This window comes from Mesorhizobium australicum, from assembly GCF_900177325.1.
Taxonomy (GTDB): domain Bacteria; phylum Pseudomonadota; class Alphaproteobacteria; order Rhizobiales; family Rhizobiaceae; genus Mesorhizobium_A; species Mesorhizobium_A australicum_A.
The window spans coordinates 2,656,184-2,681,972 of the sequence record NZ_FXBL01000004.1 but is presented as its reverse complement, the minus strand read 5'-3'; the positions used below and the strand labels follow the sequence as shown (position 1 = coordinate 2,681,972).

24 protein-coding genes and 1 riboswitch are annotated in these 25,789 nt (G+C 65.6%); of the genes, 15 read left to right on the top strand and 9 right to left on the bottom strand.

Annotated elements, in window-relative coordinates; all coding sequences use genetic code 11:
• Window positions 1–497 precede the first annotated feature (497 nt).
• Both B9Z03_RS15635 and B9Z03_RS15630 read left to right on the top strand, forming a co-directional pair.
• Window positions 498–911 (top strand): P-loop NTPase family protein, encoded by a 414-nt coding sequence (locus B9Z03_RS15635; RefSeq protein ID WP_085465056.1) that lies wholly within the window; start codon window positions 498–500, stop codon window positions 909–911.
• Window positions 912–1,318: 407 nt separating this feature from the next.
• The gene (locus B9Z03_RS15630) at window positions 1,319–2,137 is read left to right on the top strand and encodes a hypothetical protein (RefSeq protein ID WP_244561754.1); all 819 of its coding nucleotides are present in this window, start codon (window positions 1,319–1,321) and stop codon (window positions 2,135–2,137) included.
• A 109-nt stretch (window positions 2,138–2,246) separates the two neighbouring features.
• On the opposite strand, the gene B9Z03_RS15625 is transcribed toward B9Z03_RS15630, so the two are convergent.
• Genes B9Z03_RS15625 through B9Z03_RS15615 form a run of 3 tightly spaced genes read right to left on the bottom strand, consistent with a single transcriptional unit; the run spans window position 2,247 to window position 5,551 of the window.
• A complete protein-coding gene (locus B9Z03_RS15625; RefSeq protein ID WP_085465055.1) occupies window positions 2,247–3,002 on the bottom strand; it encodes a Stf0 family sulfotransferase in 756 nt (251 codons plus the stop codon).
• Between the two features lie 18 nt (window positions 3,003–3,020).
• Window positions 3,021–3,542 carry a hypothetical protein gene (locus tag B9Z03_RS15620; protein WP_085465054.1) on the bottom strand — a complete coding sequence of 174 codons (522 nt, stop codon included), beginning with the start codon at window positions 3,540–3,542 and terminating at the stop codon, window positions 3,021–3,023.
• Window positions 3,539–5,551, bottom strand: coding sequence for an acetyl-CoA carboxylase biotin carboxylase subunit (locus B9Z03_RS15615; protein ID WP_085465053.1), 2,013 nt, complete (start codon window positions 5,549–5,551; stop codon window positions 3,539–3,541). The genes B9Z03_RS15620 and B9Z03_RS15615 overlap by 4 nt, the downstream gene beginning before the upstream one ends.
• Window positions 5,552–5,745: 194 nt before the next feature.
• Between B9Z03_RS15615 and B9Z03_RS15610 the strand changes: the two genes are divergently transcribed.
• The 11 genes from B9Z03_RS15610 to gcvP all read left to right on the top strand — a co-directional run bounded on the left by B9Z03_RS15610 (window position 5,746) and on the right by gcvP (window position 15,503).
• Entirely contained in the window at window positions 5,746–6,873 is a 1,128-nt protein-coding gene (locus B9Z03_RS15610; protein ID WP_085465052.1) for an S-(hydroxymethyl)glutathione dehydrogenase/class III alcohol dehydrogenase, read from the top strand.
• Between the two features lie 53 nt (window positions 6,874–6,926).
• On the top strand, window positions 6,927–7,736 hold the full coding sequence (locus B9Z03_RS15605; protein ID WP_085465051.1) for a hypothetical protein: 810 nt from the start codon (window positions 6,927–6,929) through the stop codon (window positions 7,734–7,736).
• A complete protein-coding gene (locus tag B9Z03_RS15600; protein WP_085465050.1) occupies window positions 7,733–8,203 on the top strand; it encodes a YaiI/YqxD family protein in 471 nt (156 codons plus the stop codon). The genes B9Z03_RS15605 and B9Z03_RS15600 overlap by 4 nt, the downstream gene beginning before the upstream one ends.
• A 46-nt stretch (window positions 8,204–8,249) precedes the next feature.
• Window positions 8,250–8,522, top strand: coding sequence for a FitA-like ribbon-helix-helix domain-containing protein (locus B9Z03_RS15595; RefSeq protein ID WP_085465049.1), 273 nt, complete (start codon window positions 8,250–8,252; stop codon window positions 8,520–8,522).
• Window positions 8,512–8,913 (top strand): type II toxin-antitoxin system VapC family toxin, encoded by a 402-nt coding sequence (locus B9Z03_RS15590; RefSeq protein ID WP_176247536.1) that lies wholly within the window; start codon window positions 8,512–8,514, stop codon window positions 8,911–8,913. Before B9Z03_RS15595 ends, B9Z03_RS15590 begins: the two co-directional genes overlap by 11 nt.
• A gap of 25 nt (window positions 8,914–8,938) precedes the next feature.
• A complete protein-coding gene (locus B9Z03_RS15585) occupies window positions 8,939–9,580 on the top strand; it encodes a DUF1345 domain-containing protein (protein WP_085465047.1) in 642 nt (213 codons plus the stop codon).
• An 11-nt stretch (window positions 9,581–9,591) separates the two neighbouring features.
• Complete coding sequence (gene fghA / locus B9Z03_RS15580) at window positions 9,592–10,428, top strand: S-formylglutathione hydrolase (protein WP_176247535.1); 837 nt, start codon at window positions 9,592–9,594, stop codon at window positions 10,426–10,428.
• A gap of 74 nt (window positions 10,429–10,502) precedes the next feature.
• Window positions 10,503–10,889, top strand: coding sequence for a helix-turn-helix domain-containing protein (locus B9Z03_RS15575; protein WP_085465045.1), 387 nt, complete (start codon window positions 10,503–10,505; stop codon window positions 10,887–10,889).
• 90 nt (window positions 10,890–10,979) lie between these two features.
• A riboswitch (glycine riboswitch) is annotated at window positions 10,980–11,066 on the top strand.
• 149 nt (window positions 11,067–11,215) lie between these two features.
• Window positions 11,216–12,319, top strand: a complete 1,104-nt coding sequence (gene gcvT, locus B9Z03_RS15570; protein ID WP_085465044.1) for a glycine cleavage system aminomethyltransferase GcvT — start codon at window positions 11,216–11,218, stop codon at window positions 12,317–12,319.
• A 6-nt stretch (window positions 12,320–12,325) separates the two neighbouring features.
• Window positions 12,326–12,691, top strand: coding sequence for a glycine cleavage system protein GcvH (gene gcvH, locus B9Z03_RS15565; protein WP_085465043.1), 366 nt, complete (start codon window positions 12,326–12,328; stop codon window positions 12,689–12,691).
• A 10-nt stretch (window positions 12,692–12,701) separates the two neighbouring features.
• Entirely contained in the window at window positions 12,702–15,503 is a 2,802-nt protein-coding gene (gene gcvP / locus B9Z03_RS15560) for an aminomethyl-transferring glycine dehydrogenase (RefSeq protein WP_085465042.1), read from the top strand.
• On the opposite strand, the gene B9Z03_RS15555 is transcribed toward gcvP, so the two are convergent.
• Entirely contained in the window at window positions 15,504–16,655 is a 1,152-nt protein-coding gene (locus B9Z03_RS15555) for a GGDEF domain-containing protein (RefSeq protein WP_085465041.1), read from the bottom strand.
• A gap of 399 nt (window positions 16,656–17,054) precedes the next feature.
• Between B9Z03_RS15555 and parE the strand changes: the two genes are divergently transcribed.
• On the top strand, window positions 17,055–19,082 hold the full coding sequence (gene parE, locus B9Z03_RS15550) for a DNA topoisomerase IV subunit B (protein WP_432417036.1): 2,028 nt from the start codon (window positions 17,055–17,057) through the stop codon (window positions 19,080–19,082).
• A gap of 77 nt (window positions 19,083–19,159) precedes the next feature.
• On the opposite strand, the gene B9Z03_RS15545 is transcribed toward parE, so the two are convergent.
• From B9Z03_RS15545 to B9Z03_RS15535, 3 genes are all read right to left on the bottom strand, one after another.
• The gene (locus B9Z03_RS15545) at window positions 19,160–20,287 is read right to left on the bottom strand and encodes a DUF2336 domain-containing protein (RefSeq protein ID WP_085465039.1); all 1,128 of its coding nucleotides are present in this window, start codon (window positions 20,285–20,287) and stop codon (window positions 19,160–19,162) included.
• A gap of 114 nt (window positions 20,288–20,401) precedes the next feature.
• Window positions 20,402–21,010 carry a flavin reductase family protein gene (locus B9Z03_RS15540; RefSeq protein WP_085465038.1) on the bottom strand — a complete coding sequence of 203 codons (609 nt, stop codon included), beginning with the start codon at window positions 21,008–21,010 and terminating at the stop codon, window positions 20,402–20,404.
• A 2-nt stretch (window positions 21,011–21,012) separates the two neighbouring features.
• Window positions 21,013–21,540: a nitroreductase family protein gene (locus B9Z03_RS15535; protein WP_432417035.1), complete on the bottom strand. Its 528-nt coding sequence runs from the start codon at window positions 21,538–21,540 to the stop codon at window positions 21,013–21,015.
• A gap of 151 nt (window positions 21,541–21,691) precedes the next feature.
• Here B9Z03_RS15535 and B9Z03_RS15530 point away from each other — a divergent pair, with 151 nt between their 5' ends.
• Entirely contained in the window at window positions 21,692–22,735 is a 1,044-nt protein-coding gene (locus B9Z03_RS15530; protein WP_244561753.1) for a hypothetical protein, read from the top strand.
• Between the two features lie 7 nt (window positions 22,736–22,742).
• Here the strand turns inward: B9Z03_RS15530 and B9Z03_RS15525 are convergent, their stop codons facing one another.
• A complete protein-coding gene (locus B9Z03_RS15525) occupies window positions 22,743–23,669 on the bottom strand; it encodes a lysophospholipid acyltransferase family protein (protein WP_139832288.1) in 927 nt (308 codons plus the stop codon).
• A gap of 84 nt (window positions 23,670–23,753) precedes the next feature.
• Window positions 23,754–25,745, bottom strand: coding sequence for a threonine--tRNA ligase (gene thrS, locus B9Z03_RS15520; protein WP_085465036.1), 1,992 nt, complete (start codon window positions 25,743–25,745; stop codon window positions 23,754–23,756).
• Window positions 25,746–25,789 lie beyond the last annotated feature (44 nt).

The window sequence follows — 25,789 nt, the reverse complement described above, 5'->3', positions numbered from 1 at the left end:
GCACGAATACCGGGCTAAGGCTCGACCAGACTAGAATGAATCGCGTTAGCTCAAGGCCCTCATCTGCTTGTCTATTTTTCATTTTCAAGCGATACAAATTGTGCAGACGGCTGACAAGCGGCTCTAATACATAAATTGGTCAATAAAGTAAAAGCGCTAGGCGTAGCAGCCACCACGTCGAACGGGTAGTAGCCTCTGTGCAGAGCTTTCAGGTGTCAGAGGAACAGCAAAGGGTTGCGGTGCAGTCACGCCTTGCTGCCCCCCCCCGCGTTCCGCCACTCGCGCAGCAGATTAAGTAGGTCCTCCGAGTGCATTGCGTTGTGATAATGTCCTCCCTTGCCGCGCTCGACGCTGAGAAGCATGCGCTCATCCCTTGAGCCGCGATAGCCGCGACCGCGAATATTGACATTCGCTACCGGGCGCTCTTCCTTTAGAACAGATTGCGCCCCTCTTGGTACGCGCGGCACTAACATACCTGTTAAAAATGAGGCAGAAGGGTGCAGAAGCTTATCATCGTGGAAGGTAAGAAGGGCTCGGGTAAGACTTCCGCCATTCACGAAGCTGCGAATCTTCTAGGCTGCGGCCTCACAGCCAATAGCCCCGCTGACATTTTCATGGTCACGTATCTCAAGTTTGGCACGAAAAAATACGGCATCGGGATCGCGAGCGCCGGCGACAGCGCACAGATCATCAAGGAAAATATAGACGCACTTTATCCCCACCACCTCGATTACGTCATAACCGCCTGCAGCGCGCCACAAGCGGGCACGCCGATCCTCCGAGCATTCGCAGCGCTTGAGCGAGCTCAGCTGGTTACCATCCCTTCCAAGTGGCAGCTAAATCCGACAGCTCAGCAAATCAACGCGAAGGTTGCTGCGATTGCTAGGCATATACGCAGCCTTATCCCCTGAACGTTTCGCCAACAGTATTCAGACCCGTACCCGATGCCTCCACTTGGGTAGACCTGCTTCGCGTTGTCATCAACATTGATCTGAAAAGCTACCAGACCGCGTAGCAGTCGAAGCTCGTGGATTAGGAGAGCGGCGGCTTTCCAGGTTTAACCTTCCAAACCTGTCATTCCGCTTCCCACCCCACTACCGCCATCCACGCCCTAGGCGCTCGGGCGCGCCGTTCCGCAGCCGCGGCGATCGCGTTCCCTATCTCCCTCGCAAGGGGGAGATGCGCGCACCCTGTGCATCGATTTCCGCCCGCTCTCCCACCAACCCGTTGCCCCGCTCGGCATTCGCCATCCGCCATTCAATTTTCCATCCACCACCCCGCGCATCGCGGCGACACTGTTCCCGCGAAGGAGGCGGCGGTGATCGATTGGGACGGGGTGATCGAACGGAATGTCAGGCTCTTGCGGGAGATCGTCGCCACGCTCGCCGCTATGGCCGGGCTCGACCTGTCGCTTGCGGCAGAGCATGGCTCGGCCGGGCGCGGCGGCACGTCGGCCGGACCCGGCCAAACCTGTCTGCCCCGTCCGACCCTGCCGCGCTGGGCCCATCGGGCCGTGTTCCGCCTGCTGCGGCCGGCCGAGGCCGCCGTGCGGCGGCTGGTGATCGTCGCCGCCCGCGATCTGGTCGCGCCGATGCCGGTGCTGCCGGCCATCGCGCGCAAGGGCGGGCCGCTGGTCGCGCGCATTCCCGTCAGCCTCGGCCTGGCGCTCGCGCCCGCCGCGGCCGACGCGCCCGCCGCCGCGCCGGCACCCGGCCGGCTCTCCTTCCCGCTCCTCGATCCCTTGCCGGACCTGACCGCGCCGCCGGTCCGCTTCCGCACCTCGGGCGTGCCGCGCGTCTTCATTCCCGGCTGGACGACGCCCTTTCCCGTCGCGCCCAGGCAGGAGCCGTCGCGCAACGATCCGCTCGAGGCCGGATATCTGCGTCGGCGCGTCGCAGCGCTCAGCCGCGCGCTCGAAGACCTTCCGGGACAGGCCAGGCGCCTCGCCCGCTGGCGCGCGCGTCGCGACGCCTTCCGCAAGGCCGGGCGGATCCACCGGCTCACCACGCTGCGCCCCGGCCGCGCCTACGGCCTGCACCGCCCCGGCTCGCCGCGCCGCCTTCACGCGGTCGACGACGTTTTGCGCGATCTGCACTATTTCGCCTACGAGGCGCAGGAGCTGTGGGATACGTCGTGATGCGACGAGGTGATGGCATCTGCCGAACCGAAGCCTTCGCCCGCCCGGCGTCGTCGCCTCCGCGCGGCCCTATCGCATCATCGCGTGACACCAGACCTGTATCCGGCGCTCACCCCGCCGAAGCGGCCTCGCGCCGATACCGCTGCGCCCACTCCCGGCTCGTCGCATCGGCGAGCTTCGCCACGGCGGGCTTCACATCGACGGCATCGGGAGCTTCAATTCCGAGCGCCACGCACAGCCGCGCAAGCTCCCCGGCGGGATCGGCCGACAGATCCTCGTAGACGATGCGATGCGGTTCGATCCCCTGCTCCGCGAACCATGTGTTCCACTCGGCATCGAAACCCTCGAGTTCCAGGACCTCACGGTGCAGCCGGGCGAAGTCGTAATACGGCTCGGCCGGCGGCGCGAGACGTTCGATCTCGCTGCCGTCCGGCGCGACGTGCCAGAGGCCTGACTGCTCCGCCTTCACCAGCGAGATCGCCTGCCCGACCTTGTCGCGCCGCGACAGGTGGATGTAGAGCAGCGGCCCGAAAGCGCGCTCGAAACGGGCGCTGCCTGGGGTAAGGCCCGGATGAACGAGGTCGATGAAACGATCGAGATCGGCGACATTCTCGCGCATCAGCCTGAGGCCGAAGATGTCCGTTCCACCCCTCCCCGCCTTGATCGCCGCGTCGAGATAGACGCGGGCGAACTCCTCCTGCGAGAGGCTCTCGGCTGGAGGCACGCCCCAGGCCTCCGCCCATTCGGGAATGAAGCGGCTGATGAAGGAATCGGGATCGCCTGCCCTGCCGGTGGATTTCAGCAGGCGGCACAGCAGCGTGCTGCCGGTGCGCGGCGTGGCGCAGATGATGTAGGCGGAATACATAGAGCCCTGCCGCTGACTTCAGTTGTAGTCGGGAACCACCAGGTGATCGCTCTTGCCACCCGGCTCGAACAAACGCCAGCATTCGTATTCGGTATAAGAGGGGAACGCCCTGATCGCGAAATTATTGACGAAACCGATACTGAGGTCGCCGTAGCGAGACATGTCGACCGAGGCTACCGTGAAGCCAGCGTCGGAGGGGCGCCACCCTTGCGCGTCGAAGGGGAAGGTCGCGTCCAGTTTGGCATCCAGACGCGTGTTCCCCTTCTTGTAGGTCCAGTTGTCCGGCTTTTCGGCACCTGCGAACGCATGGAGGTCTTCCTGCCCGACGATCGTCTTCTCTGGTCCGTCGATCCGCCAGGATCCGGAGATGTGCACCGAGAGTTCTCCAACGTAAGCGAGCTTGCCCTTTCGGGTGCGCGTCTCCCGGATCGCCCCGAAGTGCAGGATGAGCATGTCGACAACACGACGGATGATCGACAGTCGAAGCCCGACCAGGGATTCGAGGCTGGGTGCCGGTCCAAGCTCCTCGCGTTCGCTCAAGCAAACTCCATGATCACCGCGTCGACCGCCAGGCTGTCGCCGGCCTTGGCGTTGATCCTGGAGACGGTGAGGTCGCGCTCGGCGCGCAGCACGTTCTCCATCTTCATCGCCTCGACCACGGCCAGCGTCTCGCCGGCCTTGACCTCCTGCCCTTCGGCCACCGCGAGAGAGACCAGCATGCCCGGCATCGGGCAGAGCAGCAGCTTCGACGTGTCCGGCGGCAGCTTGACCGGCATCAGCTTTTCGAGCTCGGCGGTGCGCGGCAGCATGGCGCGCGCCGTCACCGACATGCCCTTCCAGGCGAGCCTGTATCCGTTCGGCACCGGCCGCACCTGCGCGGAGACCTTGCGGCCGCCGATCGTGCCGTTCCACACCGCCTCGCCCGGCCGCCAGCTCGACACGACGGTCACCGGCTTGCCGCCGTCGAGCGTCAGGTCGAGTTCCATCGGCACCGTGGCCATGCCCTCGATGATGGAGGCCTTCACATAGTCGTCGCCGACCCGAACCTCCCAATCCGGCTTGATCGCGCCGGAATGCGGCGCCAGCCGTCCGCCCAGCCTGTCCAGCCGGTCGCGGCGCAGCAGCTCGGCCGCCAGCGCCACCGCGGCGAGCGTGCGCCGGTCGTTCTCGCTCGGCTCGATCGGGGCAAAGCCGTCCGGGAATTCCTCGGCGATAAAGCCCGTCGACAGCCGCCCCTCGCGCCAGCGCGGATGCTGCATCAGCGCTGCGAGGAACGGGATGTTGTGCTCGATGCCGTCGACCACGAACTGGTCGAGCGCTTCCGACATCGCGTCGATCGCCTCCAGCCGGTCGGGCGCCCATGTGCAGAGCTTCGCGATCATCGGGTCGTAATACATCGAGATCTCGGCGCCCTCGACCACACCGGTGTCGTTGCGGACAATGATCTCCCCCGTCTTGCCCTCCGCCGGCGGACGGTAGCGGGTCAGCCGGCCGATCGACGGCAGGAAGTTGCGATACGGGTCCTCGGCATAGAGGCGGCTTTCCACCGCCCAGCCATTGAGGCGCACGTCCGACTGCTTGATCGCCAGCTTCTCGCCCGCCGCGACGCGGATCATCTGCTCGACCAGGTCGATCCCGGTCACCAGTTCGGTCACAGGATGCTCGACCTGCAGGCGGGTGTTCATCTCGAGGAAGTAGAAGTTCTTGTCCTTGTCGACGATGAACTCGACCGTGCCGGCGCTCTGGTAGTCGACCGCCTTGGCGAGCGCGACGGACTGCTCGCCCATCGCCTTGCGGGTCGCCTCGTCGAGGAAGGGCGACGGTGCCTCCTCCACGACCTTCTGGTTGCGGCGCTGGATCGAGCATTCGCGCTCGCCCAGATAGATCACGTTGCCGTGGCCGTCGCCCAGCACCTGGATTTCGATATGGCGCGGGTCGACCACGAACTTTTCCACGAACACCCGGTCGTCGCCGAAGGACGACTTCGCCTCGTTCTTCGACGACTGGAAGCCCTCGCGGCATTCGGCGTCGTTCCAGGCGATGCGCATGCCCTTGCCGCCGCCGCCGGCCGAGGCCTTCAGCATCACCGGATAGCCGATGTCGTTGGCGATCTTCACCGCATGGTCGGCATCGTCAATGACGCCGAGATAGCCCGGCACGGTCGAGACCTTCGCCGCGTTGGCGAACTTCTTCGATTCGATCTTGTCGCCCATCGCCTCGATCGCCTTGGGCTTCGGGCCGATGAAGATGATGCCCTCCTTCTCCAGCGCCGCGCAGAAGGAGGCGCGCTCGGAGAGGAAGCCGTAGCCGGGATGGACCGCTTCCGCGCCGGTCTGCTTGCAGGCCTCGATGATCCTGTCGGCGATGAGGTAGCTCTGGGCGGCAGGTGCTGGACCGATATGGACCGCCTCGTCGGCCATCTCGACATGCAGCGCGTCGCGGTCGGCGTCGGAATAGACCGCCACCGTGGCGATGCCCATCCGCCGCGCCGTCTTGATGACCCGGCAGGCGATTTCACCGCGGTTGGCGATCAGGATCTTCTTGAACATGTCGGCGCTTCTTCCCCCACGATGCGGCTTCCTTTTATGGACTGCGCGGCCGCGGTCAAGCGGATCAATGGTCAAGCCGGCTGTGCGAATCGATTGATCTCGCGAGGACGAGCACTTCCGCTTCCCTTGGGCGGGGTTGATCGGCTAGGCGAAACCTGAAAGTTTGCCCGCGCAATGCCTAGGGAGAATGCCTGATGAAGACCCGCGCCGCCGTGGCCGTCGCCGCCGGAAAGCCGCTCGAGATCATGGAAGTGGACCTCGAAGGCCCGCGCGAGGGCGAGGTGCTGATCGAGATCAAGGCGACGGGCATCTGCCACACAGACGAGTTCACTCTGTCGGGCGCCGATCCGGAAGGCATCTTCCCCGCCATTCTCGGCCACGAGGGCGCGGGCGTGGTGGTCGACGTCGGCAAGGGCGTCACCAGCCTGAAGAAGGGCGACCATGTCATCCCGCTCTACACGCCCGAATGCCGCCAGTGCCCGTCCTGCCTGTCGCGCAAGACGAATCTCTGCACGGCGATCCGCGCCACGCAGGGCCAGGGCCTGATGCCCGACGGCTCCTCGCGCTTCTCGATCGGCAAGGACAAGATCTTCCACTACATGGGCTGCTCGACCTTCTCGAACTTCACCGTCCTGCCGGAGATCGCCGTTGCGAAGGTCAATCCGGACGCACCGTTCGACAAGATCTGCTACATCGGCTGCGGCGTCACCACCGGCATCGGCGCGGTCATCAACACGGCCAAGGTCGAGATCGGCGCGACGGCTGCGGTGTTCGGCCTGGGCGGCATCGGCCTGAACGTGATCCAGGGCCTGAAGCTCGCCGGCGCCGACATGATCATCGGCGTCGACCTGAACAACGACAAGAAGGCATGGGGCGAGAAGTTCGGCATGACGCATTTCGTCAATCCGACCGAGATCGACGGCGACATCGTCCCCTACATCGTCAACCTGACCAAGCGCGGCGCCGACCAGATCGGCGGCGCGGACTACACCTTCGACTGCACCGGCAACGTCAAGGTGATGCGCCAGGCGCTCGAATGCGCCCATCGCGGCTGGGGCGAATCGATCGTCATCGGCGTGGCGGGCGCGGGCCAGGAGATCTCCACCCGTCCGTTCCAGCTCGTCACCGGCCGCGTCTGGAAGGGCACCGCCTTCGGCGGCGCGCGCGGCCGCACCGACGTGCCGAAGATCGTCGACTGGTATATGGAGGGCAAGATCCAGATCGATCCGATGATCACCCACACGCTGAAGCTTGACGACATCAACAAGGGATTCGACCTGATGCATGCCGGCGAGTCGATCCGCAGCGTGGTGGTCTATTAGGAACCAAACATCCCGAACCGGGTTTCGCTCGTCCTGATATCGGGAGCTGACGCATGAACAAGATCCGAAGCCTTCTCATCGCCGGTGCGCTCGTGCCAGCATTCGCGCTTGGCGCCTGCGAGGACGAAAAGACGGCGCAGGCCCCCTCGGCTCCTCCGCCGGCTCCCGAGGCCCCGGCCCAGCCGGCGCCGCCCGAAAAGCCGGCCGCCGAGACCGCGAAGGAAGGGTTGGACAAGCTGCGCGAGGCAGCCGAAAAGGCCGCGAAGGACCTGCAGCCAACCCTCGACAAGGCGCGCGACGCCGCGAACCAGGCGCTGAAGGACGCGCAGCCCGCCATCGACGAGGCACGCAAGGCGGCCGAGCAGCTGGGAGCTTCCGTCGGCGAGATCGTCAAGAATGCGCAGGACGATTTCAAGCAGGCGACGGAGAACCTGGAGAAGCGCCTGAACGAGCTTCAGGGCGGCCGCCCCGTCGTGAGCGGCGATCCGGCCGCGGCGCTTTCGCCGCCCGAAAAGCTGCGCACCGACACGCGGGCGGCGGCGAAGGCTGCCGCGGCGGGCGTCGGCCCGGCCTATGTCGGCGTCTGGGCGGTCCAGGCGAGCGACTGCGCCAAAGTGGACCAGGAGGCGCTGGAGATCTTCGCGGTGATCACCCCGACGACGATCCGGCGCTACGAGAGCATGTGCAACATGCCCGAGACGCCGCTGACGAAGGACGGCGCGACGGTGGACGCCGAGTGCGTGGCCGAGGGCGATGTGGGGATGCAGACGCTCCTGTTTTCCCTCCCCTCTCCCGACAGCCTGACGATCTCGGGATCGGAGGGAGCGGGCGTGAACCTCGTGCGCTGCCACCTGCCGGGATGAGCGACGGCCCGACCGTCTATGTCGACGCCGACGCCTGTCCGGTGAAGGACGAGGTGGTGCGCGTGGCGGAGCGGCACGGCCTGCCGGTCGTGTTCGTCGCCAACGGGGGGCTGCGACCCTCGCGCGACCCGATGATCCGCAACGTCGTCGTCTCGGGCAAGTTCGACGCCGCCGACGACTGGATCGTGGAGAACGCCAAGCCGAACGACGTGGCGGTGACCGCCGACGTGCCGTTGGCGGCCCGGCTGGTACCGGCCGGCGTGCATGTGCTCGGTCCGACCGGCCGCCCCTTCACGCCCGACACGATCGGCATGGCCGTGGCGATGCGCAACCTCGGCCAACACCTGCGCGAGACCGGCGAGAGCAAGGGCTACAATGCCGCCTTCACCCCGCGCGACCGCTCCGCCTTCCTCGGCGCGCTCGACCAGGCGGTGCGACGGGCGAAGAAGGCGGCAAGCGGTTTATGATTGGCCGGAGGTGTGATATCATTGCGATATCAGACGAGGTGGCGTCATGGCCAGCATGGTAATCAGGAACATCCCCGACGACGTGATGGAGCGCTTCAAGGAGCGCGCCCGCGCGGCCGGCAAATCCGCCGAGCAGTTGGCGCGCGAGGCGATTGCGGAGAAGGGCGCGGTGTCGCGCACCGAATTGATCCGCGAAGCGGAAAAGATCCGCGCGCGTTCCAAGCCGGTCGACCTCGAAACGACGCTACGGATCATGCAGGAAGCTCGCGACGAACGGGATGCGCGACCCTACCTGCCGGATCTCGACGATGATCGTTGACGCGAACCTGACGACCTACTGGTACGTTCCGTCACCATTCAGCGCCGCTGCCTCGACATATATGGCGCGGAGCGACCTTGCAGCCCCGCAAATCGTGCTGCCCGAGGCGGCCAACGCATTGCTGAAATACATGCGAGCAGGACAGATTTCCGCCGATGATGTTTTCACGGCGGTAGGCCGTATTCCAAAGGTCATTACGACTCTCATAGACGACTCGTCTCTCACTCCGAACGCCGTTCGCCTGTCAGCCACGCACAACCACAAGGTCTACGACTGCCTCTATCTGGCGCTGGCGCTCCAGCGCCGCGAGCCGCTGGCGACGGCCGATCGGCGGCTGGCCGCGCTTGCCCGCCAGCTTTCTATCGAGACTGAGCTCATCGAGCCGGCATGATCACGCACTCGCTCCGGCACCCGTCATGAGGCTTCCGACACGGCGTCACGTCCCGTTCTACTGCGCGCTCGCCGCCGGTGTCGCCGGCGCGCTTCTGGCGTTCTGGCTACCCATTACGAAAGCGACGGTCATCGCGGCGAATGCCTTTTTCGCCGTCTATCTGGTTCTGACATTCGCGGGCCTCACACGTCTGACGGCGGACCATCTCAGGACGCAGGCCTCGGCCGACGACGAGCCGGTGTGGATCATCTTCCTGGTCACGCTCGGTGCCGCGGTTGCGGCCATCGCGGCGCTGTTCGTCCTCATCAACCAGGACGGCGAGCCGCATGCGCTCAACCTTGCGCTGGCGCTCTCTGCGGTGCCGCTCGGTTGGTTCACCATCCACATGATGGCCGCGATGCACTACGCCCATGTCTACTGGCAGCCGGACGGGCCGGCAGAGAAGCACAGGCATCGCCGTGGTCTCGAATTTCCCGGCACGGAAAATCCCGCCGGCATCGATTTCGTGTATTTCGCCTTCGTCACGGGCATGACGGCGCAGACCTCCGACGTGGCGGTGACGACGCAGAGAATGCGGGCGACCAACATCGTCCACGGCATCGTCTCCTTCTTCTTCAACACCGTACTGGTGGCGGCCGCGGTCAATCTGGTGGTCAGTCTCAGCTGATGGGAAATGGCATGAAGACAATATCGACCTCGAAATCCCACGGCGGCGTGCAGGGGGTCTATTCCCACGCCTCCGAGACCTGTGGCTGCGACATGACCTTCGCGGTGTTCGTGCCGCCGCAGGCCGCGGACGGCCCCTGCCCTGTGCTCTGGTATCTGTCGGGATTGACCTGCACGCACCAGAACGTCATGGACAAGGGCGAATACCGGCGCATGGCCGCCGAGCTCGGCCTGATCGTCGTGTGCCCCGACACCAGCCCGCGCGGCGAGCACGTGCCGGACGAGAAGGACGACTGGCAGTTCGGCTCCGGCGCAGGCTTCTATGTCGATGCGACCGAGGCCCCGTACGCCGCCAACTACCGGATGTATTCCTATGTCACGCGGGAACTGCCGGCGCTGGTCGCGGCCAATTTCCCGGCCGACATGGCGCGGCAGTCGATCTTCGGTCATTCGATGGGCGGGCAGGGTGCGCTGACCATTGCGCTCAAGAACCCGGGCCGTTTCCGCAGCTGCTCGGCCTTCGCCCCGATTGTACAGCCCTCGACCGCCGACTGGTCGAAGAAGGCCTTCGCCAGGTATCTTGGTGCGGACCAGCGGGCCTGGCGGACCTACGACACATGCGCCCTCATCGAGGACGGAGCACGGTTTCCCGAACTGCTGGTCGACCAGGGCGAGGCGGACGGCTTCCTGCAGGACGGGCTCAGGCCGTGGCTCCTCGAAGCGGCCTGCAAGGATGCCGGCATTCCGCTGACGCTCAGGATGCAGCCGGGCTACGACCACTCCTATTTCTTCATCTCGACCTTCATGGACGACCATCTTCGCTGGCATGCGGCGCGTCTGGCGCAATGACCGTCGCTCGATGGCCATCCTTTGCCGGGCAAAATGGGTGTAGTCAGCGGTAGAATGATCGTAGGGAGTGCGCCATGGCCATCATCAGGACCCTGCGGAACGAGCCGCCGGACGCCGATACGCTCGGCGGACGCCTGTCGCGCACGCGCGAATCGAAGGGCCTGTCGACCGCGCATGTTGCGCGCCGCGTCGGCGTGAAGCCGAAGACGATCCAGGAATGGGAGAGCGACCGTTCTGAGCCGAGCGTCGAGCACCTCAAGCTGATCGAGGGCGTGCTGGACGTGAACCTGGTCTGGCTCCTGCACGGCGTCGGCGAGGCGCCATCGGACGATATCGGTCCAGATCCGCTTCTGGCCATCGCCGCCCAGCTCGAGAAGCTGCAGCGCATGCATGCCGACACTGGCCAGATCATCCTGCGCCTGCAGCGCGAACTGCGCCGGCTGGCGGAAGAGCGGGAATAGGCGCAAAGCCGCCTTTGGAATATTCCTTGTCGCCGCGTGACAAGCCGATCGTGATCGGCTAGCTTCCGGCCGTCGGGAGTCGCAAGGCTCCACCGGTTCGCGGGAGAGAGCAGCGAGAGCTGCCGCCGAAGGGGAAATCGCCCGAAATCTCTCAGGCAAAAGAACCGCCTACCGGTCAAGACGCTCTGGAAAGTCGGGGTATGCCCCCGCGCCGAAGGTGTAAGCGCCGCTGACAGGGTTCCGGCTGCGCGAGTCTCTCAGGCATCAGACAGAGGGGCGCGAGAATGCCGCGAAAGCGGCGGATAACGCGCGACTCTGGAGTGCCTATGACCGATACGGGCGATCTCAAACGCCTTCCCCTCGAAGAGCTGCATGTCGCAGCCGGCGCACGCTTTGGCGGCTTTGGCGGCTGGTCGATGCCGCTCACCTATCCGGCAGGCGTGATGAAGGAGCACCTTCATACGCGCGCCGCGGCAGGGCTCTTCGACATCTCCCACATGAAGCTGTTCCTGGTCGAAGGGCCGGGTGCCGCGGCGCTGCTCGCCCGCGCCTGCCCGCTGGATCCGGAAGCGCTCGAGATCAGCCAGTCGAAATTGAGCTTCTTCCTTACCGAGGACGCCGGCATCATCGACGATCTGATCGTCACGCGGCTCGGGCCGGAACGGTTCATGGTCGTGGCCAATGCCGGCAATGCTGCGACCGACGAAGCGCATCTGAAGGCACTGGCAGTCAAGTTCCAGGCGACCGTCACGCCGCTCGACCGGGTGTTCCTGGCCCTCCAGGGCCCCGCGGCGGCGTCGATCGCGGCGAAAGCCGGCCTCGACATCTCCGGCCTCACCTTCATGCACGGCATCGAACCGAAGCCCGGCTGGTTCATGTCGCGCTCGGGCTATACCGGCGAGGACGGGTTCGAGATCGGCGTGCCGCCGCAGGACGGCGCAGCACTCGCCAACGCGCTGCTGGCGAGCGGCGAGGCGATGTGGATCGGGCTTGCCGCGCGTGACAGCCTGCGCCTCGAAGCGGGACTGTGCCTGCATGGGCAGGACATCACGCCCGAGACGAACCCGGTCGACGCCGGCCTGATGTGGGCGATCGCGAAGCCCGTGCGCGAGGCCGGCGGCTTTATCGGCGCCGAGGCGCTGGCCGCTCTGATCGCGCAGGGACCGCGCCGGAAACGCGTCGGCCTCAGGCCCGAAGGTCGCCAGCCGGTCCGCGCTGGCGCAGCACTCTTCGATGCCACCGGCAACCCAGCTGGGCACGTCACCTCAGGCGGCTTCGGTCCCTCGGCCGAGGCGCCCGTCGCGATGGGCTATGTTCCGGTGGCGCTGGCAGCGCCGGGCACCGCCCTCTTCGCAGAAGTCCGCGGCAACCGCCTGCCGGTTTCCGTCCATTCCCTCCCCTTCGTTCCCCACCGCTATTTCAAGGGCTGATCTCACATGAAAACCTGGTTTACCCAAGATCACGAATGGATCCGCGTTGACGGAGATATCGCGACCGTCGGCATCACCAACCACGCGCAGGAGCAACTCGGCGACCTCGTCTTCGTGGAACTGCCAGAGGTCGGGCGGACCGTCGCCAAGGGCGACGCGGCGGTGGTGGTCGAGTCCGTCAAGGCGGCCTCCGACGTCTACGCCCCCGTCGACGGCGAGATCACGCAAGTCAACGACGCCGTGGCGGGCACCCCCGAACTCGTCAATTCCGGCGCAGAGAGCGACGGCTGGCTGTGGAAGATGAAGCTTGCCGATCCGTCCCAGCTCGACGGACTGATGGACGCCAACGCCTATGCCGCGATGATTGCCTGAGGATTTTCCGATGACCGCAGCCTTCGTTTCCCGCCACATCGGCCCGCGCACGCGGGACGAACGAGAGATGCTGAAAGTCCTCGGCGTGCCGTCCGTCGAGACGCTGATCAGCCAGGCCGTGCCACGTTCGATCCGGCTCGACCGGCCGCTGAACCTGCCGCCGGCGGCAAGCGAGGCGGAGGCTCTGGGCGAACTGTCAGCCATCATGGCGGGCAACAAGGTGCTGAAGAGCTTCCTCGGCCAAGGCTACCACGGCACGTTCACGCCGCCCGTCATCCAGCGGAACATGTTCGAGAACCCGGCCTGGTACACGGCGTACACGCCGTATCAGGCAGAGATCAGCCAGGGCCGGCTGGAAATGCTGTTCAACTTCCAGACGCTGGTGGCCGAACTGACCGGCCTGCCGGTGGCATCTGCCTCGCTGCTGGACGAAGCGACGGCGGTCGCAGAGGCGATCGGCATTGCGGTGCGGCATCATAAGGACAAGCGCCACAAGATCTCGATCGCAGGCGCGCTGCATCCGCAGACGCTTGACGTGGTGCAGACGCGCGCGCAGCCGCTCGGCATTGAGATCGGCCACGCGCCTGTCGACGCAGAGACCGCGGCCCTTGTCGTGCCATGGCCGGATACGCTTGGCGTCTATGGCGATTTTGCTCAGGCAATCGCCGCCGCCAAGGCGGCCGGGGCGCTGGTGATCGCGGTGGCCGACCCGCTGGCGCTGGTGCTGCTCGAAGCGCCGGCGTCCTGGGGTGCGGACATCGCCGTCGGCTCGATGCAGCGCTTCGGCGTGCCGATGGGCTATGGCGGGCCGCATGCCGCCTATTGCGCCGTGGCCGAGCCGCTGACGCGGCTGATGCCGGGCCGCATCGTCGGCCAGTCGGTCGACAGCAAGGGACGTCCTGGCTACCGGCTCGCCTTGCAGACGCGCGAGCAGCACATCCGCCGAGACAAGGCGACGTCCAACATCTGCACCGCGCAAGCTCTGCTCGCCAACATGGCGGCGGCCTATGCGATCTGGCACGGGCCGGACGGCCTGCGTGCCATCGCCGAGCGGGTGCACTCGCTCGCCGCGCGGTTCGCGGCGGCTGCGGCGTCGGCGGGCTTTGCAACTGTCGGCGACCGGATCTTCGACGCGGTCACGCTCGAAACGCCAGCGCGTGCGAAGGCTTTCGCAGCGGCGGCAGAAGACGGTGGCAGGCTCGTGCGCGCGCTCGATAACGACCGCATCAGCGTCGTCTTCGACGAAACTTCCACGGAGGCGGATCTTGCCGCTCTCGCCGCGATCCTCGGCGGCAGCGTTCCGGCTGCGGCAGACGGCACCTTGCCTGCGCGCCGCACCACGGACGGTTTCATGACCCAGCCGGTGTTCCACGACCATCGCTCCGAGACCGAGATGATGCGCCTGCTGCGCCGGCTGTCCGACAAGGACCTTGCGCTCGACCGGGCGATGATCCCGCTCGGCTCGTGCACGATGAAGCTGAACGCGGCGGCCGAGATGGCGCCGGTGAGCTGGCCGACGGTGGCAGCGCTGCATCCGTTCGCGCCGCGCGCGCAGGCGGCCGGCTATCTCAAGATGATCGCGGACCTGGAGAATTGGCTCGGCGAGATCACCGGCTTCGACGCCGTGTCCCTGCAGCCCAATGCCGGCAGCCAGGGCGAATATGCCGGACTGCTGGCGATCCGGCGCTATCACGAGAGCCGCGGCGACAGCCACCGCACTGTCTGTCTGATCCCCTCCTCCGCGCATGGCACCAATCCGGCGAGCGCGGCGATGGCGGGCATGAAGGTCGTGGTGGTGAAATGCACCGACGACGGCGATATCGACCTCGCCGACCTGGCGGCGAAGGCCGAGCAGCATGCCGGCGAGCTTGCCGCGCTGATGATCACATACCCTTCCACGCACGGCGTGTTCGAGGAGGGTGTGAAGGACATCTGCGCGACGATCCACAGCCGAGGTGGGCAGGTCTATCTCGATGGCGCCAACCTCAACGCGCTGGTCGGCCTTGCCCGGCCGGGCGACATCGGCGCGGATGTGTGCCACATGAACCTGCACAAGACGTTCTGCATCCCGCATGGCGGTGGCGGTCCGGGCGTCGGGCCGATCGGCGTCAAGTCGCACCTGGCCGCCTTCGTGCCGGGCCATGTCGCCTCTGGCTCGGGCCATGCGGTGGCAGCCGCGCCATTCGGCTCGGCGGCGATCCTGCCGATCGTCTGGATGTATATCCGCATGATGGGGCCGGACGGGCTGAAGAAGGCGACGGAGAGCGCCATCCTCAACGCCAACTACATCGCCGAACGGCTGAAGGAGCACTATCCGGTGCTTTATCGCGGCCGCAGCGGCCGGGTCGCGCATGAGTGCATCCTCGACACGCGCGTGCTCAAGGACACCGCGGGCATCGGCGTCGAGGACGTGGCCAAGCGGCTGATCGACTATGGCTTCCATGCGCCGACCATGTCGTGGCCGGTGGCCGGCACGTTGATGGTCGAGCCGACCGAATCCGAACCGAAGAGCGAGATCGACCGCTTCTGCGACGCGATGATCTCGATCGCGAAAGAGGCCGCAAGGGTCGCGGCGGGCGAGTGGCCGAAGGACGACAATCCGCTCGTCAACGCGCCTCATCCGGCAGCGGATGCACTTGCCGACGACTGGGCGCACGCCTATCCGCGCTCGATCGCGGCCTTCCCGGACGGACGCGCGGACCCCGCTTCGAAATACTGGCCGCCGGTCTCGCGCGTCGACAATGTTGCCGGCGACCGCAACCTCGTCTGCTCCTGCCCGCCGCTGACGGCGTATGTCGACGCGGCGGAATAGCTAGCTGGCGACGCGCAGCTTGCCGATGACGACACGGTTGCGGCCATCCCGCTTGGCCGCATAGAGCGCCTGGTCGGCGCGGGCGAGAATCTCTTCCATCTCCGCCCCACCGGCTTCGCCGAACGCGATGCCGGCGCTGACAGTGCAGCGGAACGTCTCGCCCTGCTCGTTGCGGATATCGAGCATTGCAAAGGTGGCGGACACATGTTCCGCAAGCCCTCGTGCTTCCGGCGGCGAGACGCCCTGCATGATCATTGCGAACTCCTCGCCACCCAGCCGGGCCTTCCGGTCCGCCGACCGCCCCGCCAGGCGCAAGATGTCGGCGAAAGAGCGGATCACGAGATCACCCACCGCGTGGCCATGCCGGTCGTTGATCTGCTTGAAATGATCCAGGTCGAAGAGCACGATCGCCGTGTCCGTGAAGAACACATCGCTCTGGCCGAATGCGAGACCGCGACGGTTCAGCAGCCCGGTCAGCGGGTCGCTCATCGCAGTCAACTGGTTTTTTCGCGCGACCCGCGCCTGATCCAGAGACAGGGTCAATGCCCCTGCCCCGCTGATCGCCAGAACCGAAATGACAACGTTAAGCTTCTCGGCCCAGTTGTCCGGTGGGTAGCCTATGCTCCACTGGCCATCGAGGAAGATCACCAGCCCGCACATGAGGAAGCTCACGCCCGTGAGGGCATAGAGCACCGAGATCACCGCAATGACTGTCGGAGTCTCGTGCAAGATGCGCAGATAGACCACCGCCCCCATCAACAACAGCGTGCCGGTAACGGCATTCTGCATTACGAGGGCAATCCCGTCGTAGCCGGCCGCAAATATCGTCGGCACGATCAGGACATAAGGAACGGCGATCGACAGAAACGTCGTGAGCGGCCTGAAGCTCTTGTCGGTAAATTGCCGGACAGAGACGTACAGGCAAAGGGCCGCGACCGACTGCACCGCACATGCGAGCGCACCCACGGGCAGCGATGCGCCATGCGCGAACGCGTAGTAGGCAAAGACGTGGCAAACGAAAAGTCCGGCTCCGATCGCCCAGGTGATCTTATAGCGCGACGCTTCATCGCCGCGCACGAGCGTGAGCATCGTCAGGCAGAGGCCGATGCCGGAAATCGCTGCGCCCAACAGCAAGGAGGTCATGTCAAACATGCGCGTTTACCGTACGAGCTGCTACAAATCCGAGGCATGCCTTATCCGATACCCCATCACCCCTGCCCGGCATATCACCTGGCCTGCCCGGCCGAGCAGCATGGTTAGAATGTTGTCAACGGCAGAACACAAAGCCGATCGCCACTCAGCCAATTCGGCTAAGCACAACTGCCGCCAACGGCTTGCTCCTTCGCGTGCAGCCCAGGTCTTCAAACATCGACAATCCGCCATTTTTGGTTATGAAACGGTTTCGCAACCCGTGTGAAGGTAGTGTGCGTACACGCTATGAACGGATCGCGAACGTTGTCGCGCTGCGACCGCGTTTTGTGGCATTCTCCCACTGATTCGCACCGTCTCCAGGACCTCATGAACGAACGCCCCAAAGACGACCTGTTCTCGATGGCCTCGCAGCCGCTGAAGCCGACTGAGAAGCCTGCGCGCCCGCTCGACCCGATCCTGCAGGCGGCGCAAAAGCGTGCCGTCGCGCCGAAGGACGCTTCCGACGCCTATGACGCGAGCGCGATCGAGGTGTTGGAGGGGCTGGAGCCGGTGCGGCGCCGCCCGGGCATGTATATCGGCGGCACCGACGAGAAGGCACTGCACCATCTGTTCGCCGAGGTGATCGACAATTCGATGGACGAGGCGGTCGCGGGCCACGCGACCTTCATCGAGGTGGAGCTGGACGCCGCCGGCTATATCACCGTCACCGACAACGGCCGCGGCATCCCGGTCGATCCGCATCCCAAGTTCAAGAACAAGTCGGCGCTTGAAGTGATCATGACGACGCTTCATGCCGGCGGAAAGTTCGATTCCAAGGTCTATGAGACTTCCGGCGGCCTGCACGGCGTTGGCGTGTCGGTGGTCAACGCGCTGTCCGACGACCTCGAGGTCGAGGTCGCGCGCGGGCGCCAGCTCTACCGCCAGCGGTTTTCGCGCGGCATCCCGCAAGGGCCGCTGGAAAGCCTCGGCGAGGTGCACAACCGGCGTGGCACGCGCACGCGCTTCCATCCGGACGCGGACATCTTCGGCAAGGGCGCGAAGTTCGAGCCGGCGCGCCTCTACAAGATGGCGCGCTCCAAGGCTTATCTGTTCGGCGGAGTGGAAATCCGCTGGTCGTGCGATCCCGCGCTGATCGAGGGCAAGGACCAGACGCCGGCCAAGGCAGTGTTCCATTTCCCCGGCGGTCTGAAGGACTATCTGCTCGCCTCGCTCGACGGCGAGATGCAGGTCACGCGCGAGGTGTTTTCGGGCAAGAGCGAGCGGCAGGGTGGCCACGGCTCTATAGAGTGGGCCGTGACCTGGTTCGGCGGCGACGGCTTCGTCAGTTCCTACTGCAACACGATCCCGACCGCCGAGGGCGGCACGCACGAGGCCGGTTTCCGCAATGTGCTGACGCGGGGCCTGCGCGCCTATGCGGAGCTGACTGGCAACAAGCGCGCCGCGGTGGTCACCTCCGAGGACGTGATGATCTCGGCGGCCGGCATGCTGTCGGTCTTCATACGCGAGCCGGAATTCGTCGGCCAGACCAAGGACCGGCTGGCGACCGTCGAGGCGATGAGGATCGTCGAGAACGCGCTGCGCGATTCGTTCGACCACTGGCTCGCCGACAACCCGCAGGAAGCGACCAAGCTACTCGACTGGGTGATTGCGCGCGCGGACGAGCGCATACGCCGCAGGCAGGAGAAGGAAGTCTCGCGCAAGAGCGCGGTGCGCAAGCTGAGGCTGCCCGGCAAGCTCGCCGACTGCACGCAGAGCGGCGCGGCGGGCGCGGAACTCTTCATCGTCGAGGGCGACTCGGCTGGCGGCTCGGCCAAGCAGGCGCGCGACCGCGCGACGCAGGCGATCCTGCCGCTGCGCGGCAAGATCCTCAACGTGGCATCGGCCGGCCATGACAAGCTGACCGCCAACCAGCTGATCGCGGACCTGATCCAGGCGCTCGGCTGCGGCACCCGGTCGAAATACCGCGAGGACGACCTACGCTACGAGCGCGTGATCATCATGACCGACGCCGACGTGGACGGCGCGCATATCGCCTCGCTGTTGATCACCTTCTTCTACCAGGAGATGCCCGACCTGATCCGCGGCGGTCATCTCTTCCTCGCCGTGCCGCCGCTTTATTCGATCCGACAGGGCGGCAAGGTGATGTATGCCCGCGACGACGTGCACAAGGACGAACTGCTGAAGACCGAGTTCACCGGCCGCGGCAAGGTCGAGATCGGCCGCTTCAAGGGCCTGGGCGAGATGATGGCGGCGCAGTTGAAGGAAACCACCATGGACCGCCGCAAGCGCACACTGCTGCGCGTCGAGGTGATCGACGGGGTCGAAGCGACGAAATCGGCTGTGGATTCGCTGATGGGCACGAAGCCAGAACTGCGCTTCAAGTTCATCCAGGAGAACGCCGAGTTCGTCGAGGAACTGGATATCTGAGGCGGTTGGGAGGGCAGCGCTTACGCGTCCTCATCCTGAGCAACATCCTCCAGTTGCGGAAACGAAATCCGACTAAGTCACGCCGCCTGGATCGCGACCGCGTGGTCGCGCGCGTTTTCGCGCAGGGCGTTGAGGTGGATCGAGGAAAGCAGCGAGGCGAGCCGGCCGTCCTTGCCGGTCCTGTCTGTCTCCAGTTCCTTGAGCATCAGCCAGCTCACTTCCTGCGGCCCGGCGATGCGCTGGCCGCGGGCGACCTCGCGCCAGGCCTTGATCGCGCGCAGGATGACGCGGTGCGTCGCCTCGGCGAGACCGGCGGTGCGGAACAGCGCCTCCAGCGCCACGTCGCGGCCGTCGGCCAGGAGCGAGCGGATGCGGCTCTCCTTCTGGCCCGACAGCGCCACGAGTGCTGCGCCGAAGAAGTCGATCTTTCCATAGGCGACGATGCGGACCAGGAAGGACGAGGTCATCTCGCCGCGCAGCCGCAGATGCTCGACCAGGGCGGCGCACTCCTCGGCGGGCGTCGTTTCGATCAGCCTGACCGAAGCCGAGAGGCAGGCGTCTCGCGTGATGCGCTCGGCGCGCGCGGGACCGATCAGCGCCTGCACCAGCGGCGCACAGCGCAGAGCCTCCCCCAGCATGACCATCAGCATGTGATGCACGTCCGCCGGCAAACGGCGGTCCGACAGCATCGCCTCGCGCAGCGCCGGGTCAGCGCCGTGGCGCTCGGCGATCCGGCGCAGGCTGATCGCGGCGATATCGGCGCCGTCGTTGCGCAGCAATGCGAAGCAGGCATCCCGGTCGCCGGTCTCGGCGAGCGCGGCGGATACGGCATGCGACACCCGCGGCCGCATCGCGATCAACCGCTGCGCGGCCGCGCTGCCGCCCGCGACGCGGTCGACGAGGTCGCCATCGGCCAGCAGCGGCGAGCGCAGCAGGATGAGCGCGGCGATCTCGGGCTGGTCGGAGGCGAGCGCTGCGATGATCTGCGCGGGCGCGTGGTGGCAGAGCGAGAGCGATTCCGCCATCGCCAGCCGCACCTTCGGCGATGGATCGTCAAGGAGAAGCGTCAGCGCCGCTTCGGCGGCACAGCGGTCCTCGAAGGTAAGGTCGGAGAAGACATAGGCCCGGGCGAGCGCGCTTGCCGCAGCCGCGCGTTCGGCGACCTTCGCCGTGTCGATCCACTTCAGAAAGTGCTGGACGATCATGAATTCGGCCGCTTCCCCTATGCCCCGCTGCGACGCTAGGGAGAAATGGTTTACGAACGGTTCACCATATCCGTTAACCGGCTCGAAACCCGCGGTTTCCTGGCGGACGACGGTTCAGTCCGCCTTCCAGCGGGGGCGGCGCATCTGGAACACCTTGTCGACCGTCAGATAGTCGAAATAGCCGAGCCGCGCGACGTTGCCCGCCTTCACGACGTCGAACATGCCGTCGGTGAGGACGGAATCATCGATGAAGACGCCGATCACCTCGCCACTGACCACCACCGCGTCGCATTCGGCGCCGCTCCACGTCTTCGGCGTCATGATGTCGGTGACCTTGCACTCGAGCGCGGCGAGCGCCTCCCTGACACGCGGCGGCTTGACCAGTCGTGAAGGTTCCGGCGTCAGGTCGGCATAGCCGAACTCGCTCACGCCGCGCGGCGCGTCGACCGAGCTCGCGACCATCTTCGAGACGAGGTCTCGGCCGGCGATGTTGACCACGAACTCGCCCGTCTCGCGGGCGAAGGTCGCGCTGTCCTTCTCGCCCGACGAAGAGAACCAGACCAGGAACGGGTCCGATTCGAACATGTTGAAGAAGGAATAGGGCGCGAGATTGAGCGCGCCGGATGCGCTTACCGTCGAGATCCAGCCGACGGGGCGCGGCGAGACGATCGCCTTCGACGGATCGTGCGGCAGCCCGTGGCCCGTGGCGGTTTCGTAGAACATGGTCAGCCTTCGACAGGGCCCGAATAGTCGGAAACGAGGCCGGAGACATCCGGGCGCGGGCGTTCCGGCGCCTCGCCAGCGAACGTGCCGACGTGGACGAAGCCGATAACGCGCTCGTCCTGCTTCAGGCCGAGGATCGCCCTGCCCTCCGGCACGTCCGAATACCAGTTGGTGATCCAGTTGGCGCCGTAGCCCAGCGCGTTCGCCGCGAGCACGAGGTTCATCGCAGCGGCGCCACCCGAGAGGAGCATCTCCCACTGAGGTATTTTCGCATTGGGCCGCGCGACCGAGACGACTCCGATCACCAGCGGGGCGCGGGAGAATCGCGTGCGCTCCTTCGCCAGCCGCGTCTCGGGCAGCGGGCCCTCGATCCTGTCAGCGAGTGCTGCCAGCTTTTCGCCGATCTCATGCCGGACGTCGCCACGATAGAGGATGAAGCGCCAGGGTGCGAGGCGGCCGTGGTCGGGCACGCGCGAGGCGATCCGGATCATCGTCTCGATCTCCGCATCGGACGGTCCCGGCCCAGTCATGAGGTCGATCGGCGCGGAGGTGCGGCTCGACAGGAAATCGATCACGGCGGCGTTCAACGGCAATCCTTTCACGGAGGGGAAGACAGGCGAAGCGGCGGGTGGGGAGATGCCGTGCCGTTTGCGTCTTGAAAATGCCACCGGCATGCGTTTGATGGCAAGCATGAAGATCGTCGCCAGACTGTTCACGACCGCCATCGCGGCGATCCTGTTCGCGATTGCGCCCGCGGTCGTCCATGGTCAGGAATTCGGTAATCCTACACCCGGTATTTCCCTCGACGGGCTGAGCACCTACGCGCCGGCCCCCAGCTTGAGCAACATGCCGGGCATTTCCTCTGGCACGCTCACGCTCGCCGCCCAACTGACCGCGGATGGCCCGGAGATCACGCGCGGGCTGACCTGGCGGATCTTCAGCCCGACACCGGGCCAGGACGGCAAGCTGCCGCTGAAAGGCACCGCGCAGGGCGGCACGGCAACGTTCGACCTGGAGCCGGGCAGCTATCTGATCCATGCCGCCTTCGGGCGCGCGGGCGCAACGAAGCGCATCACGGTCGGGTCCGACAACAAGCGCGAAACCCTCGTCCTCGACGCCGGAGGCCTCAAACTGGACGCGATGCTCGGAAACGGGATCCGAATCCCGCCGGGCAAACTGAAATTCTCTATCTACGAGGCGAACGAGAACGACGAAGGCGATCGAGCGCTGGTCGTTCCGGATGTCAAGCCGAACACGGTGGTGCGGCTCAATGCCGGCACCTACCATGTCGTCTCGCAATACGGGAATGTCAACGCGGTCATCCGTTCCGACATCCGCGTCGAGGCAGGCAAACTCACCGAGGCGCTGGTCGAGCACAAGGCCGCGCAGGTGACGATGAAGCTGGTGCGCGAGAAGAACGGCGAGGCGATCGCCGATACGGCGTGGTCGGTGCTGACCGATTCGGGCGACATCGTGAAGGAAACCGTCGGCGCCTTCGCCTCGATGGTCCTGGCCGAGGGCAAGTATTCGATCGTCGCCAAGAACCGCGACCGCATCTACCAGCGCGAGTTCCAGGTTGAAGCCGGACACAACGAGGATGTCGAGGTGCTGACCGAAAACGACATCGCAGCGGCGAAGCCGGCGCTGACCGGTGAGGAACCCTATACGGACGAGATACCGCTGGCGCCGGAAGACTCCTCGGGCGACGGCGAGCCGATCGACTGAGGACCCGTCAGGCCGCGATCCGCTCGGCCGGCCTTCGCCGGAACAGCCGGCTCCTGTTTTCCGTTTCGCTGCCGAGCGCGAAGACCCTTCCATAGAGAAAATCGAGCAGTTGCCGGCGGTCGCGGATCGACTGCATCTCGTGCCAGGGAATCGGCCGGCCGATCCGAGCCTCGATCGTCTTGCCGTAGAGCCGTGCGAACTCGCGGATCAGGAGCGATGTCCGCAAGGTCAGGGACATCTCGTAAAGAGCGCGCCTCAGCCGCGTGTCCTGATCCGTCATCAGCATCGGGCGGCTGACGAGGTGGAACAGGCGGCCGTTCTGGCCGGAGAAGTAGACCGGGACCACATTGGCGCGGGCATCCTGGATCAGCTTAGCAGGGAACATCTTCCAGGGCAGGTCCCTGGCGCGGCCGAAGCCGTTGGGCGCCGTCGCGACTCCGCCGCCGGGGAAGACGACGATGGTGACGCCTTCCTTGAGCAGACGGAGCGCCTCGTGGCGCATGACCATGTTGTTGCGCAGCGCCTCCTTGGTCTCGCTGAAATCGACCGGAAGCGAATAGGGCTCGATCTCGGGAACCTTGAGCAGCTCCGCATTGATCATCACCTTGAACGGCCGCCCGATCCGCTCGGCCAGCGAAAGCGCTGCAATACCGTCGCCGATGCCGAAGGGATGGTTGGCGATGATGACCAGTGGCCCTTCCGGCAGATCGGCCGGCGGCCAAGGACTGTCGCACACCAGCCCGACTTCGATCAGCTCCAGCATGCGGCCGAAGATGCTCTCGCCCGTGGGAACGATCGCGGAGCGCCAGGTCTCGTAGAGCCGGGCGTAGCGATCGCGTCCCGACAGGCCCTCGACGGAACGGATGAACCAGCGCTTCAGCCGCGGCTGCGAGGGATTCGCGTAGGACAGTTCCGGAAAGCTGTGCACCGGCATGAGTCGGACTCCGATCGCTTGCCCCATAGTCGCGGTCGATGACAGGCGCATGAAAAAGGCCGGGGAAATCCCCGGCCTCGTCGATCAGGCGGCGGCCTGCCGCTGCAGCTTACGGCGCTTCAGGTCGGGCGGCATCGCCTCGTCGACGATCGCCGCGACCGCCTCGTCCAGGCTCATCGACACCTGATCGCGCGAACCGAGGCGGCGGATATTGACCGTGCCCTCCTCCGATTCGCGCTTGCCGCAGACCAGCATGACCGGCACCTTCGCCAGGCTGTGCTCACGGACCTTGTAGTTGATCTTCTCGTTGCGCAGGTCGAGCTCCGCATGGATGCCGTCGTCGCGCAGGCGCTGCAGCACCGACGCGGCATAGCCGTCCGCCTCGGAGGTGATCGTCGCGACGACGACCTGCACCGGCGCGAACCACAGCGGCAGGTGGCCGGCATAGTTCTCGATCAGGATGCCGAGGAAGCGCTCCATCGAGCCGCAGATGGCGCGATGCACCATCACCGGCTGCTTCTTCTCCGAATCCGAGCCGATGTAGAAGGCACCGAAGCGTTCCGGCAGGTTGAAGTCGACCTGCGTGGTGCCGCACTGCCATTCGCGGCCGATGGCGTCCTTGAGTACATATTCGAACTTCGGCCCGTAGAAGGCGCCCTCGCCCGGATTGATCGAGGTTTTGATCCGGCCGTTCGACTGGAGGGTGATCTCCTCCAGCACGTCGGACATGATCTTCTCGGCGAGATCCCACGCCTCGTCTGACCCTACGCGCTTTTCGGGGCGCGTCGACAGCTTCACGGAGACCTCCTCGAAGCCGAAGTCGGCGTAGGTGGTCAGGATAAGATTGTTGATCCTGAGGCACTCGGCGCGTAGCTGCTCCTCGGTGCAGAAGATGTGCGCGTCGTCCTGCGTGAAGCCGCGAACGCGCATCAGCCCATGCAGCGCGCCCGACGGTTCATAGCGATGCACGTTGCCGAATTCGGCAAGCTTGATCGGCAGATCGCGGTAGGACTTCAGGCCGTGCTTGAAGATCTGCACGTGGCCAGGGCAGTTCATCGGCTTCAGCGCGAAGACGCGTTCGTCCTCGGTCTCGTCGCCCGCAACGGTGACCTTGAACATGTTGTCGCGATACCAGCCCCAGTGACCCGAGGTCTCCCACAGCGACTTGTCGAGCACCTGCGGGGCGTTGACCTCCTGATAGCCCTCGGTGGCGAGCCGGCGGCGCATATAGGAGACGAGGTTCTGGAACATCCGCCAGCCCTTGGAGTGCCAGAACACGACGCCTGGTCCCTCCTCCTGGAAGTGGAACAGGTCCATCTCGCGGCCGAGACGCCGATGATCTCGCTTCTCGGCCTCCGCCAACATGTTGACGTAGGCGTCGAGCTGCTCCTGGTTCGCCCAGGCCGTGCCGTAGATGCGCGTCAGCATCGGATTGTTCGAATCGCCGCGCCAGTAAGCCCCCGCGACCTTCATCAGCTTGAAGGCGGTGCCGATCTGGCCCGTGGACGCCATATGCGGGCCGCGGCAAAGGTCGAACCAGTCACCCTGGTAGTAGATCTTGAGATCCTGGCCTTCCGGGATCGCGTCGACCAGCTGTACCTTGTAGGTTTCGCCCTTCTCGCCGAACACCTGGCGCGCCTTCTCGCGCGGCCAGACCTCCTTGGAGAACGGCTTGTTGCGGCCGATGATCTCCCGCATCTTCTTCTCGATGGCAGGAAAGTCTTCGGGCGTGAACGGCGTCTCGCGCGCGAAGTCGTAGTAGAATCCATTCTCGATCACAGGGCCGATGGTCACCTGCGTTTCGGGCCACAGTTCCTGAACCGCTTCGGCGAGCACATGCGCGGTGTCGTGGCGGATCATCTCGAGCGCCAGCGGATGCTCGCGCGTCAGGATCTCGACTTCGCCGGAAGTCTCCAGCGGATCGGACAGGTCGCGCGGAGTGCCGTCGATCGCATAGGCGACCGCCTTCTTGGCCAGCGACTTCGAGATCGACTCGGCAAGTTCGAGACCGGTCAGCGCCGCGGGATATTCGCGGACGGAGCCATCGGGGAATGTGAGGGAAACGGATCGAGACATGTCTTCTTCCTTATCCAGTCCCGCCAACGAGCGCGGGTGGGTTT